Consider the following 12,997-nt stretch of genomic DNA (forward strand, 5'->3'; position numbering starts at 1 on the left):
AGACCGATAACCTTTTCAGCCAGGCTGATTTTGTTGAACTACACCAGCAGGAATAACAATAATGAAAGCTCTTTTACTCAGTGCGCTGCTCGCACTGATCCCGCTGTCGGCTATTGCGGGCATGGCGGGCGGTCAGATTGGCGTCAGCCTGACCATCCTGCCGGGTTGCAAGATTGATGCTGCGCGCACAGGCACTTCCGTCATCTGCGCCAGCCACACGATGATGCAACCGCATATCAGCGAAATCATGCTTAATGCCGTGCCGGGAATTAGCATCGGTTCGAAGCTGGTGACTGTCGAGTGGTAACCCCCTTGTGAATGCTCACTTACCTGAGCACCCTGTTCACACCGACGGTTTCAACATAAAAAAAGCCCGTCTGCATAGCAAACGGGCTTTTTCTTTAAGACGGATATTTAGATACTAAAGGAAGAACCGCAACCGCATGTCGTTTTTGCATTCGGGTTGGTCACCACAAAACGTGAACCTTCCAGACCTTCGGTATAATCCACCGAACCGCCAACCAGATATTGCAGGCTCATCGGGTCAACCACCAGCGCCACACCGGCTTTTTCGATGGTCATGTCGCCGTCATTAATTTTGTCGTCAAAGGTGAAACCGTACTGGAATCCGCTGCAACCGCCGCCGGTGATGTACACGCGCAGTTTCAGGTTCGGGTTTTCTTCGTCGGAAATCAGGTTTTTCACCTTACGCGCCGCGGCCTCAGTAAACTGTAACGGCAACGCGGTTGTTTCATTCAACAATGCTTCACTCATAATTTCTCACTCCCAATCCGCATTTGTTCAGGCCGCCGGATTGACTGTCTGAATAATATACTCATTATCTTATACCTGAGTTAATGCTTCAAGTATGGGCATTTTTGGCTGCGCTGTCCTGCTTATTGATGCCTTCAGCGGCGATCTCACCCTGCGCTTTTTCCGCGTTCTCACGTTCCTGCCTCTGTAAGGTGCGGGTCAATATGGCGGAATACAAGGGTTTACCCCCCAGAAACTGCGCCAGCAGGGTCGCGCCCAGGCAGGTAATGATCATCGGTAAAATCAGCTGATAATTATCGGTCATCTCCAGTACCAGCACGATACCTGTCAGCGGTGCACGCACGCTGGCGGCAAATAACGCGCCCATCCCGGCGATGGCAAAGGTGGCAGGCTGAATACCATATTGCGGGAACCACGCCAGCGCGGCGGTGCCGAATGCGGTGCCGAGCAAAGTGCCCAGCGCCAGCATCGGAGCGAAAATCCCGCCCGGTGCGCCGGAGGCGAAGCACAGCAGCGTAGTCACCACCCGGACAACAAAGATCACCAGCAACATCATCAGGCTGTATTTTCCTGCCGCCGCCAGCGGGATCAACGCAAATCCGCCGCCGGTGACTTCCTGATGCACCAGCCCGAGCAGGCCGCAGAATCCGCCCAACATGCCGCCGATGATCAGGATTTTTCGCAGATTTCCGCCATGCACACGGGCAAACATATCCTGTGTGCGGAAAATCAGCGCATTGAAACTGACGCCGACCACACCAAAGACCATGCCCAGCACCAGATACAACCACAGCGTATTGAGCGGCGCACTCGCCAGCCTGCCGACTTCAATCACCGCGCCGTCGCCGTTAAAAATACGGAAAACGATACTCGACATGATCACGCCGATAAACACCGCTTTTATCGAGATCAGGCTGTAACGGAACTGCAGGCGCATCTCTTCGAGAATGAACAGGATACCGGCGAGCGGTGCGTTAAATGCCGCAGAAAGCCCGGCCGCCGCGCCGGTAGCCAGCAACGAATGCCGCGCCTCCGCGCTGCGCAGCCGGAAAATATCGACCATCATTTTCCCGACATTCGCGCCCATCTGCACGGTTGGCCCTTCCCTTCCCAGCACCATACCCGCACCCAGCGTGCCCATGCCGCCAAAGAATTTCACCGGGATCACCCGCCACCAGCGCACCGGCCGTAATTCCTCCAGTGCGCCTTCGATTTCAGGGATCCCTGAACCGCCCGCTTCAGGCGCATAACACCGGACCAGATAATAGCCGACCATCGCCAGCGCGGCAGAAAACACAAATGTCAGCGGCCACAGCAGGATCCAGTAATCATTGAAGACGCCCAGCCCGGCAAGCCGGACCGCCATCACCCAGTTCACTGCTTTCTCAAAAGCCACGCCGAGTAAGCCGGCAACCGTACCGACCACTGCGGCGACCAGCAAAATGGTGACCGGCGTTTTATCACGACGCAGTAAAAGGCGCAGGATTTCGCTGCGTTTACGCGGGCCGCGCACGGGCGCATCCGCTAAAATTTCAGTGTCTGATTCATTCATCTCAGAAAGGGAAATATAAAAAATGTTATGGAAGATGGATGGATTTAATCATACAAATTGGCGTCCTGACAGGATCTGCAACAAAATGCCGCACGGTTAGCGGTTTGATAACGCCGCTCAGTTCACTAGAATGGGCGCATTAATCTTTCCGTGACATATTGAACCCAGCAATTCAGGAGCCGAATAATGAGTAAGTCAGAAAGTCTGTTCACGCAGGCGCAAGCGCTAATCCCGGGCGGTGTTAACTCGCCGGTACGTGCCTTCTCCGGCGTTGGCGGCGTCCCCTTATTCATCGCGCGCGCTGACGGCGCTTTCCTGTTTGATGCCGATGGTAAAGCCTACATTGACTACGTGGGTTCATGGGGACCGATGGTGCTTGGCCATAACAACGCCGAAATCCGTAATGCGGTGATTGAGGCGGCTGAGCGCGGCCTGAGCTTTGGTGCACCGACCGAGATGGAAGTGAAAATGGCCGAGCTGGTGACCGGCCTGGTGCCTAGCATGGACATGGTGCGTATGGTGAACTCCGGCACCGAAGCGACGATGAGCGCGATCCGTCTGGCGCGTGGTTTCACCCATCGCGATAAAATCGTTAAATTCGAAGGCTGCTATCACGGCCACGCCGACTGCCTGCTGGTGAAAGCCGGTTCCGGCGCGCTGACCCTCGGCCAGCCGAACTCGCCCGGTGTCCCGGCTGATTTCGCCAAACATACGCTGACCTGTACCTATAACGATCTCGATTCCGTCCGTGCTGCATTCGAGCAATTCCCTGACGACATCGCCTGCATCATCGTTGAGCCGGTCGCAGGCAACATGAACTGCGTGCCGCCATTACCGGAATTCCTGCCGGGTCTGCGCGCAATTTGTGATGAATTTGGCGCACTGTTGATCATCGACGAAGTGATGACCGGTTTCCGCGTCGCACTGGGTGGTGCTCAGGAGTATTACGATGTGATGCCTGACCTGACCTGTCTGGGTAAAATCATCGGTGGCGGCATGCCGGTGGGCGCATTTGGCGGACGCCGCGACGTGATGGAAGCGCTGGCACCGACCGGTCCGGTTTATCAGGCAGGCACGCTTTCCGGTAACCCGATTGCCATGGCGGCCGGTATTGCCTGCCTGACGCAGGTCGCGCAACCGGGCGTACATCAGACCCTGACCGAACGCACCACCCAACTGGCCGAAGGCTTGCTGGACGCGGCCCAAAAAGAAAATATTCCGTTCGTGGTGAACCACGTAGGCGGCATGTTCGGGCTGTTCTTCACCGATGCAGAAACCGTGACCTGCTATCAGGACGTGATGAAATGCGACGTTGAGCGCTTTAAGAAGTTCTTCCATCTGATGCTGGAAGAAGGCGTCTATCTGGCGCCGTCCGCCTTCGAAGCAGGCTTTATGTCTCTCGCGCATACGCCGGAAGATATTCAGCGCACGATTGATGCCGCACGTCGTTGTTTCGCTAAGCTTTAAGCGCCAGTCAAGTCCGCTCCCTCCCCTGCGAAGGGGAGGAACTAAGGCCGCGTCCAAAGAAAAATCTGCTCTAACATCCCTATTTTCTATTGGCTGAAATTCTCTATCCCGCCTGCTTTCTCAGCAGATAAATAAAGTACGGCGCACCGATAAAGGTGGCGAGCAGACCAGCCGGGATCTGATCCGGGAAGATGATCATCCGTCCGCACCAGTCCGCAAAGACCATCAGCAACCCGCCGAGAATACTGGCGACCATCCACTGCGGAACCGCCCGGCGAAAGCCCATCATGCGCGCCATATGGGGTGCCATCAGCCCGACAAAACTCAGCGGCCCGACAGTCAGCGTTGCCGCCGCCGTCATCACCGCCGCCAGCAGTAAAATCGCCAGACGGGTGGGCGTCAGCGCCAGTCCGACTGATTTTGCGGTCACGCTCCCCAGCGGTAAAATATTTATCCAGCGGCGGCAGAATGGCACAAGAACCATCAGCACCCCGGCCAGAATCAGCGTTCGCCAGGCGGCTTCAGCGGATACGGAATAGGTTGAACCTGAAAGCCAGGTCAGCAGGCCGCCCATTCGCGGATCGCCGCTCGCCAGCAGCAACGTCATCAGCGTGGTGAAAGCGGTACTGAGCGCGATACCGGTCAGTAACATACGTTCGGCCGAAAAACTTCGCAGCCCCGAGGCCACCATAATCACCAGCAACGTCAGCGCCGCACCCGCACTGCCCGCAGGCAGCAGCCAGACAAAGGCATCGCCCGGGACGATAAACATCATCACCACCACGCCGGTCGCCGCACCGGAACTGATCCCCAGCACTTCCGGGCTGGCCATCGCATTACCGGTCAGTTTTTGGATCAGCACACCGGATGACGCCAGCATAATACCCGCAGCCAGCGCCGCCATCACGCGCGGCAAACGCCACGGCAGCAGCGCCTGTAAATCTGCACCGGTGGACCAGCTCCAGCCAGTGGCGTTGCGTCCGGCCATCAGTGCAACCATCAGCCCGAGTAACAGCACGGCGAGCGCCAGTGACATCCAGCGCACCAGATGCTGACGTTCAACCGGTACGTGATCGCCCTGATCCATTGGCGGCGGTGTCATGTTATTGCGCAAACGCGGCAGCAGCCATAACAGCAGCGGCGCGCCCACCAGCGCTGTCGCGGCACCGGTCGGAATCTCCATCCAAAATGTGGTAATGGTTTGCATCACCTGATCGGTAAGCCAAAGCAGCAGCGCACCGATAACCGGCGCAATGATCAGCCGTGCAGCCAGACGACGTGCACCGAGCATTTTCGCCAGAAGCGGTGCAAACAGGCCGATAAAACCGATGATCCCAACCGCATTGACCAGTTGCGCACTCATTAAAATCGCCAGCGTCAGCACAGCAAGACGCGCCGCTGACAGGCCGAGGCCAAGATTTTTGGCGATGCCATCATCCAGCCCCAGGAGCGTCATCGGACGCTGCAACAGAAACGCCAGCAGCCAGACGATAATCACCCGCGGCAGCAGGAAGTTCGCGATATCCCAGTCCTGCTGGTTCAGCGCCCCGCTGCTCCACATGTACAGACTTTGCAGGTTCTGGTAGTTGAAGATGCCAATCAGGCCATTCACCGCTCCGCAATACAAGCCCAGCACCAGACCGGCGAGGATCAGCGTGACCGGTGACATGCGTTTGCCCCAGGCGATGCCGAACACCAGTGCACCAATCACCACCGCACCAGCCATGGCAGCAAACTGCTGGGTAATCATCCCGCCCGGCAGCGCCCACAACGTGGCGACCGTCAGGCCGAGCTGCGCGCCTGCCGAAACACCCAGCGTCGCGGGCTCTGCCAGCGGATTACGTAATACCTGCTGGAACAGCAAACCAACCAGCCCCAGCCCGGCGCCAGCCAGCAAGGCCACAGCGACGCGCGGCAGCAGGCTGTAATGGAAAAGCATCTGCTGGACATTATTGATATCAGGCTGCCACAACGCCCCGCGCCACTGCGCATAAGGCAGTTGCTGATTCAGGTTGTAGAGACTGAGCGCACCGGCGGCCAGCGCCAGCAGAATCAGGAGAGTCAGCGAAACGCTGAATGAACGGCGGTTCATACCGGTTTCCCCAGAGTGCTGGTGAGAATTTTGCAGAAATTCATCGCGCTGAAGGTTGCACCGTAATACCAGACGGCGGGCACGATGCTGAACTGGTTCGCGCGCACAAACGGCATGGATTTCCACAGCGGCGTTTTTGCTACTGCCTCCATCATGTCGGCGTTGTCGTGTTCGAAACACAATACGCGGGCGTTTTTAATGCTGGTCAGGCGCTCGACGCCGACCGATACGCTGCCCCAGAAACTGCCTTCCCCGGCCCAGGCGTTGGTCAGCCCGAGCTCACCCATCACTTCATGGAACATGCTGCCCATGCCAAACACCAGAACGTGGCGCGTATCAATAAAGGTGATTAACAGCAGCGGCTGCTGCGCGAACGGCTTCAGCTGTTCGCGGGTTTGCAGCAGCGTGTCACGGTACAGCTGCAAATGCGTTTCGGCGCGATCCTGTAAACCGAGACGATCCGCCAGTTTATGCAGGGAACTGATGGCCAGATTGAGCGGTTTTGCCGAACCGTCATTGGCTTTGACACCCAGAACCGGCGCGATGGATTCGAGCTGACTGGTCGTCGGACCATAACCGGCGGTGATCAGCAGCAGCGAAGGTTTTAGCTGCTGGATAAGTTCCATATTGGGTTCGGTACGCTGACCGACATCAATCACGCCCGGTGCCAGCGGTGGTTCAACCACCCAGGTGTTGTAATTACGGATATCGGCAATTGCCAGGGGCATCACGCCGAGTGCGATCAGCAGTTCAGCCGGTAACCATTCGAGAGCAATAATGCGGCTGAGATCGGGACGCGATGCCGACAGCGCAGGCACCGAGGTCAGCAACGGAGAAAGCGCCATCATCTGCAACAGACGACGACGGGTGATTCCGGAAAAATTTGAAATATCAGACATATCAGTATACGAAGCTCACCGGCGCGCCACCCGCAGGATGCGGCAGAATACCCATCGGAATGCCGTAAATCTGTTCCAGTACCTCGCCGCGCATCATCTCTTCCGGCGCGCCCTGGGCAATCATTTCGCCACCGCGCAGCGCCATCAGTTGATCGCAATAGCGGGCAGCCATGTTCAGATCATGCAGCACGGCGATCACGGTTAAGCCCTTCTCACGGCTCAGACGCTGGATCAAGGCCAGCACATCTTTCTGATGGGCGATATCCAGCGCAGAAGTCGGTTCATCGAGCAGCAGGCAACGGCTGTCCTGCGCCACCATCATCGCCAGCCAGGCACGCTGACGTTCGCCGCCGGAGAGGCTGTCCACCAGACGCCGGGCGAACGGTTTGAGGCCGACCAGCGCAATGGCTTCTTCGACCTTTTCTTTATCCTGATGTTTGAAACGACCCAGTGCGCCGTGCCACGGATAGCGGCCAATCGCCACCAGTTCCTGCACTGTCATGCCTTCTGCGGCGGGGAGCTGCTGCGGCAAATAGGCAACCTGACGCGCAAAGGCTTTGCTGTCCCACTGCGCCAGCGGCGTTTCATTGAGGTAAATCGTTCCGGATGTCGCAGACTGATGCCGCCCGAGCATTTTTAATAACGTCGACTTTCCTGACCCGTTGTGACCAATCAGGCCACACACTTTCCCCTGCGCAAAGGTCAGGGATAATGGCGCGAGAAGCGTGCGTCCCGGGACGCTGAAACTCACGTCCTGCAGGCGGAAGACGCTGTCTGGCAGCGGGGAAGACGGATGTACGTTGTTATCAGGCATAAGATTTTCTACGTCGACATCGGGTTGAGAACAGGAAACGGGCACGACCTGCGTGCCCGGATTTTAGTGCTTACATACTGACTATTCGAAGACTCTTAAAAACGGAAGGTTGCGGTGGCAACCACCTGACGCTCCGCGCCCCAGTAACAGGCGTAATCGCGGTAGCAGCTTGCCACATACTCACGATCCAGCAGGTTATTGACGTTCACGCCAACGGAAGAGCCCGGCAGACCAAAGCGTGCGAGATCGTATTTGATCGTCGCATCAACCAGTGTGTAACCGGCAACATTAAAGGCTTCGTTAGTCTTATCGCCCGTCGTGTAGAAGCTGGAGGTTGAACCGAAGTAACGAACGCCGGAACCCACAGTCAGACCGCTCAGTGCAGTTTCGTGGAAGGTGTAATCCGCCCACAGTGATGCCATGTTCGCAGGCACTTCAGCAGGACGCTTGCCTTCATAAGCAAGGTCGTGCGTGTACTTCGCATCGGTATAGGTGTAAGACGCCGTCATGTTGATGTTGGCGTTGAGTGCGGCTTTCGCTTCCAGTTCCAGACCACGGGAACGAATCTCACCTGACTGAACGCTGAAAGTATTCGTCTGATCGGTAGGATCGTTGGTCAGGTTTTTGGTTTTCGTCAGCTGATATACGGCCGCCGTCAGACTGATCGGACGATCGTTCGGAATGTATTTCACACCCGCTTCGTACTGTTTACCGATTGATGGATCAAACGGCTTCCCATCCTTGTTAGAACCCGCTGTCGGTTCAAAGGATTCGCTGTAGCTGAAGTACGGGGAGATACCGTTATCAAACAGGTAATTCAGACCGCCGCGCCAGGTGAACTGTTGGTCATTAATTTGCGTAGCGCTGTTGCTTGAACGGGTAAACGTCGAGCTTTTTGCGAAATCGTAACGACCGCCGACGGTCAGGATCCACTTGTTCCATTCCGCCTGATCCTGTGCGTACAGACCGGTTTGCTCCTGACGGTTGAGAACTTCATACGGGAAGTACAAGGACACATTACTGTTGCCGTACTGCGGGTTGCTCATGTTCAGATTACTGGCGGAACCATAATCGGCATCAATGTCGTTACGCATACGCATGTAATCCACACCCATCAGCAAGGTGTGATCGACATCTGCGGTGGCAAATTTAGCCTGCGCCTGGGTATCCACATCGAAGTTAGCCAGTTTCTCTTTTGACTGAACGTACGCACGGCTCATCACGCCATTCCCGACATAACCGGTGCCGTAAACGCCTTTGTATTGGGTATCAAGTTTGGTGTAACGCAGGTTCTGACGCACGGTCCAGGTGTCGTTAAAGCCGTGTTCGAAGCTGTAACCGACCATTTTCTGGTTGCGGGACATCTTGTTGCTTTCTTCGCCTTCGTTGAAGTCGGTCGGCAACTTGTGTGCTTTTCCGTTGGCGTCGTAATACGGCACCACGGTGCCCTGACGCGGTAACCAGCCGTAGAAACCGGTATCCGGATCGTTCTGGAAATTGCTCAGGAAAGTGAAGCTGGTTTTATCATCAGGACGCCAGGTGAAAGACGGCGCGATACCGTAGCGTTTCTCTTTCGCCATCTCCTGCTGAGTATCCTGGCTGTGCGCCACGCCGGTCAGACGGTAGGAATACACGCCCGCGTCGTCGATGGCGTCGCTGAAATCAAAACCGGTCTGGTACAGGTTGTCTGTACCCATTTTGAACTGCACTTCTTTCAGCGGTTCAGTGGTCGGGCGTTTACTGACCATGCTGACTACGCCGCCCGGATTACTCTTACCGTACAGAACGGAAGACGGCCCGCGCAGCACTTCAACACGCTCGAGCATGTACGGATCCATCGACACTTCAGAATAGTTGTCACCCTGAAGTTTGATGCCATCGAGATACTGGTTGGTGTTCACCGATGTGAAACCGCGGATAGCGATCGCATCATAGGTGGAGGAACTGCCACGGCTGGCGAAAACGCCCGGCGTGTAGCCTAAGGCTTCTTTTACTGAAGCAGGCTGTTTCATGTCCATTTCTTCACGGGTCACCACGGAAATAGATTGTGGCGTTTTCACCAGTGGCGTGTCGGTTTTTGTGCCGGTCGCGCTGTGTTTTGCCGCGATAGTGGCCGCCGGCCCCCACGCAGATTCGGGTGCCGCTTCGGCCATTGCCGAGCTGGTCACGTTTATAGTGTCTTCTTTTGCCGGGGCTGTGGTGGCTGCACTCGCATAAAACGCGGCAGAGCCGAGCGCAGCGGCGAGGGTTAAAGCTAACGTCCGGCGCTTAAATGCACCTTTTTGGACTGAAGTTGAAAGCGAGCATTGAGAAGCCATTGCATAATCTCTGGAAGAGTAATGGGAATGTAAACGATAATTATTATTATGAACGTTGCATATTATGCTCAATGCTTACGCGGCTGCAAGCCTATTTAATGCATGGCTTTTCCGAATGAATAAAAAGTATCCTCATGTTAAACGTGGGTAAAAACGCTTATAAATTAAACGGGAATGAATGTGACTTGCTTGCTGGAAATGTGAAATGGGGTGGGTAAATTTGGATTAAGAATGACAAATAAAAAAGGGCGCAATTTTCATTGCGCCCTTTTAAGCTTTACGGAATCAATTAATTATCAGTTGCCTGAACCAAACATATCCTTGATCCAGCCCGCCACGCCGTTGCTGTCTTTCTTCTCATCCTGAGATTGTGGCTGTTGCTGCTGTCCGGATTGCTGCTGTTGTTGTTGCTGTTGCTGCTGGATCTGTTGTTGCTGTTGCTGAACAGCGCTCACAGAAGCCTGACACATGGCGTCCGGCGAATCAGTCCAGACCGGGATTGAACGCACCGCGCCACTGCCGCCCAGCAAGCCACCGCTGTTGCCACAAACAAAGTTACCGCTGCCATCAATATTCATCGTACTGATGCCTTCCGGCATTTGCAGATCCAGGGGCTGAGGTGTGCCGTTTTCCAGATACCGTCCGTAAAGCACCAGCGCACCGGTAGAACCCCACAGTTTGGACGGGCCGTTGTTGTCGCGGCCTACCCAGGTGATCGCTACCTGATTGCCATCGATACCGGCAAACCAGCTGTCACGCAGTTCGTTCGACGTACCGGTTTTCGCCGCCAGATGCAGTTTCGGGAACTTGTTCGCCAGCGCGCGCGAGGTCCCTTCCTGCACGACCTGCTGCATGGCATACAACGTCAGATACGCTGCCTGAGAAGGGATCACGCGCACAGCCTGCGGGAAGCTCTGATAGAGCACGGTGCCGTCTTCCGCAATTACCGAGCGCACCGCAGACAGTGGCGCTTTGTTGCCGCCACTGGCAATGGTCTGGTATTCCTGCGCAACTTCCATTGGCGTTAACGCAATCGCACCCAGCAACATTGATGGCGTCTGGTTCAGCGACTCTTTAGGGATCCCCAGATCAATCAGCGTTTTGGTGATGTTGTCGAGACCAACGGCCATCCCCAGATTGACTGTCGGGACGTTCATCGAGCGCGCCAGGGCATCCACCAACAGAACCTGACCGCGGAACTGATGGTCATCGTTTTTCGGCGACCATGTCTGACCATTCGCCAGTTTCAACGTCAGCGGCTGATCGGCAAGGATGGTATTGAGACGGTATTTATCCGGCTGAGACAACGCGGTCAGATAGGTCGCCGGTTTCGCCAGCGAGCCAACCTGACGTCGCGCCTGCATCGCACGGTTGAAGCCCGCGAACTGCGTTTCCGCGCCACCGACCATCGCCCGCACTTCACCGGTATAACGGTCAACCACCACCATCGCCGTCTCGATATCATTCAAACCGCTTTTCTTACGCAGTAACGGAATGCCTTCCTCGACCGCTTTTTCCGCCGCATCCTGAGAAATCGGATCCAGCGTGGTGAAGATTTTCACCCCGGACATATCCTGAACTTTATCGCCCAGTTTAGCCTGCAGTTCCTGACGCACCATCTGCATAAACGCAGGCTGCGGCGAAATCACCCCGCCTTTCGGCTGCACGCCCAGCGGACGCGCGCTGAGCATGTCATACAGTTCCTGATCGATAACTTTCTGATCAACCAGCAAACGCAGCACCAGATTACGACGCTGCAAGGCCATTTGCGGATTACGCCACGGGTTGTACAGCGAGGCACCTTTCACCATACCCACCAGCAATGCCTGCTGATCCAGACTCAGTTCGTTCACCGGACGGCCAAAGTAATACAGGCTTGCCAGCGGGAAACCGCGGATTTGATCAGAACCGCTCTGGCCGAGATACACTTCGTTCAGATACAGCTCAAGAATGCGGTCTTTGCTGTAATCTGCATCCAGCAGGATCGCCATCACCGCTTCACGCGCTTTACGGCTCAGCGAACGTTCGTTGGTCAGGAACAGGTTTTTCACCAACTGTTGCGTCAGCGTTGATCCCCCCTGCACCGCATGACCGGCGGTGAGGTTAGCCACCACGGCACGACCGATGGAATAGAAGTTGATACCGTCATGCTCATAGAAATGACGGTCTTCCGTGGCCAGCAGCGTATCGACCAGCAAATCAGGGAAGCCGGAACGTGGCACGAACAGACGCTGTTCACCGTTGGCGTTAGACGCCTGCAACATAGTGATCAGACGCGGATCGAGGCGGAACAGACCGAAATCACGCTGGTTATCCAGGTTTTTAATCTCGGAAAGACTGTTGCCGTCAAACATCAGGCGGGCGTTGACCTGCCCTTCTTTTCCTTCCGGAAAATCAAACGGACGGCGCAGCAAATCAATGTAATTCGCGTGAACCGTAAACTCGCCCGGACGGGTGATGCGCGTCACTTCGCGATACTGCGTGCCTTCCAGCAATCCGACCATTTCAGCTTTGCTGATTTGCATGTCCGGCTCAAGATTGACCTGACGGCCATACACCGCCGCAGGTAACTGCCAGACTTTGCCGCCATCGATGCGGTCATGAATTTGCTTGTTGAGATAAACCGCGTAAATCCCCAGCAAAATCAGGAAGACGACAAACAGTTTGACTAATAACCAGAACAGACGGCGCCTGGCGCTTTTCTTCCCGCCTTTGTTCGCTTTACGCGGCGGGGCTTTACGGCTCATGCGTGACTCCCGTTCTTCTTCGTAGTCATCATCATCCTCATACTCGTCATCGATTTCCTCTTCGTATTCTTCGTAGTCGTCATCCCGGCGGCTACGGCGAACGGGACGAGCCCGCGCAGGCTTGCGCCCGGCAGGTTTACCTTTACGGCCAATCGGCTCGCGATCATCGCCAGACATCAGTCAATCTCCCAACGTGCTGCTGTGTTCGTCATAATGATTCTGCTTAGCTGAGTCATTTTCATTTTTGATTTCAAATGGATAGTCTATCTGGCCTGAAGTTCAGGCCGCAAGGCGCTTACTCTGTGCCCCGCTTTATGTTTCGCCCAGAAGAAAT

9 protein-coding genes are annotated in these 12,997 nt (G+C 55.7%); 2 read left to right on the forward strand and 7 right to left on the reverse strand.

The genetic code is table 11. The features are described 5' to 3' along the window. Positions 1–61 precede the first annotated feature (61 nt). Positions 62–307 (forward strand): hypothetical protein, encoded by a 246-nt coding sequence (locus tag AACU55_RS19495; RefSeq protein WP_134705955.1) that lies wholly within the window; start codon positions 62–64, stop codon positions 305–307. Positions 308–414: 107 nt separating this feature from the next. Here the strand turns inward: AACU55_RS19495 and erpA are convergent, their stop codons facing one another. Both erpA and clcA read right to left on the reverse strand, forming a co-directional pair. Then, positions 415–774: an iron-sulfur cluster insertion protein ErpA gene (gene erpA / locus AACU55_RS19500; protein ID WP_013576932.1), complete on the reverse strand. Its 360-nt coding sequence runs from the start codon at positions 772–774 to the stop codon at positions 415–417. Between the two features lie 88 nt (positions 775–862). After that, complete coding sequence (gene clcA, locus AACU55_RS19505; RefSeq protein ID WP_013576933.1) at positions 863–2,326, reverse strand: H(+)/Cl(-) exchange transporter ClcA; 1,464 nt, start codon at positions 2,324–2,326, stop codon at positions 863–865. Positions 2,327–2,512: 186 nt separating this feature from the next. Here clcA and hemL point away from each other — a divergent pair, with 186 nt between their 5' ends. After that, complete coding sequence (hemL, locus tag AACU55_RS19510) at positions 2,513–3,793, forward strand: glutamate-1-semialdehyde 2,1-aminomutase (RefSeq protein ID WP_013576934.1); 1,281 nt, start codon at positions 2,513–2,515, stop codon at positions 3,791–3,793. A gap of 103 nt (positions 3,794–3,896) precedes the next feature. Here hemL and fhuB read toward each other — a convergent pair whose 3' ends face one another. The 5 genes from fhuB to mrcB form a co-directional block, all read right to left on the reverse strand. Continuing rightward, the gene (gene fhuB / locus AACU55_RS19515; protein WP_134705956.1) at positions 3,897–5,885 is read right to left on the reverse strand and encodes a Fe(3+)-hydroxamate ABC transporter permease FhuB; all 1,989 of its coding nucleotides are present in this window, start codon (positions 5,883–5,885) and stop codon (positions 3,897–3,899) included. After that, entirely contained in the window at positions 5,882–6,784 is a 903-nt protein-coding gene (gene fhuD, locus AACU55_RS19520) for a Fe(3+)-hydroxamate ABC transporter substrate-binding protein FhuD (protein WP_134705957.1), read from the reverse strand. Before fhuD ends, fhuB begins: the two co-directional genes overlap by 4 nt. A gap of 1 nt (position 6,785) precedes the next feature. Beyond that, on the reverse strand, positions 6,786–7,598 hold the full coding sequence (gene fhuC / locus AACU55_RS19525) for a Fe3+-hydroxamate ABC transporter ATP-binding protein FhuC (protein WP_037033376.1): 813 nt from the start codon (positions 7,596–7,598) through the stop codon (positions 6,786–6,788). Positions 7,599–7,693: 95 nt separating this feature from the next. Next, positions 7,694–9,916, reverse strand: a complete 2,223-nt coding sequence (gene fhuA, locus AACU55_RS19530; protein ID WP_015690406.1) for a ferrichrome porin FhuA — start codon at positions 9,914–9,916, stop codon at positions 7,694–7,696. A gap of 296 nt (positions 9,917–10,212) precedes the next feature. Further along, positions 10,213–12,840 carry a bifunctional glycosyl transferase/transpeptidase gene (gene mrcB / locus AACU55_RS19535; protein WP_112150939.1) on the reverse strand — a complete coding sequence of 876 codons (2,628 nt, stop codon included), beginning with the start codon at positions 12,838–12,840 and terminating at the stop codon, positions 10,213–10,215. Between the last annotated feature and the right edge of the window lie 157 nt (positions 12,841–12,997).

Origin of the sequence: Rahnella sp. CJA17(1/100), assembly GCF_963881615.1 — a bacterium.
Taxonomy (GTDB): domain Bacteria; phylum Pseudomonadota; class Gammaproteobacteria; order Enterobacterales; family Enterobacteriaceae; genus Rahnella; species Rahnella aceris.

What these genes read in the sequence shown, in the direction of transcription:
- fhuB (WP_134705956.1), bottom strand. Translation starts at nt 5,885, where the DNA reads ATGAACCGCCGTTCATTCAGCGTTTCGCTGACTCTCCTGATTCTGCTG.
- mrcB (WP_112150939.1), bottom strand. Translation starts at nt 12,840, where the DNA reads ATGTCTGGCGATGATCGCGAGCCGATTGGCCGTAAAGGTAAACCTGCC.
- fhuD (WP_134705957.1), bottom strand. Translation starts at nt 6,784, where the DNA reads ATGTCTGATATTTCAAATTTTTCCGGAATCACCCGTCGTCGTCTGTTG.
- hemL (WP_013576934.1), top strand. Translation starts at nt 2,513, where the DNA reads ATGAGTAAGTCAGAAAGTCTGTTCACGCAGGCGCAAGCGCTAATCCCG.
- clcA (WP_013576933.1), bottom strand. Translation starts at nt 2,326, where the DNA reads ATGAATGAATCAGACACTGAAATTTTAGCGGATGCGCCCGTGCGCGGC.
- erpA (WP_013576932.1), bottom strand. Translation starts at nt 774, where the DNA reads ATGAGTGAAGCATTGTTGAATGAAACAACCGCGTTGCCGTTACAGTTT.
- AACU55_RS19495 (WP_134705955.1), top strand. Translation starts at nt 62, where the DNA reads ATGAAAGCTCTTTTACTCAGTGCGCTGCTCGCACTGATCCCGCTGTCG.
- fhuC (WP_037033376.1), bottom strand. Translation starts at nt 7,598, where the DNA reads ATGCCTGATAACAACGTACATCCGTCTTCCCCGCTGCCAGACAGCGTC.
- fhuA (WP_015690406.1), bottom strand. Translation starts at nt 9,916, where the DNA reads ATGGCTTCTCAATGCTCGCTTTCAACTTCAGTCCAAAAAGGTGCATTT.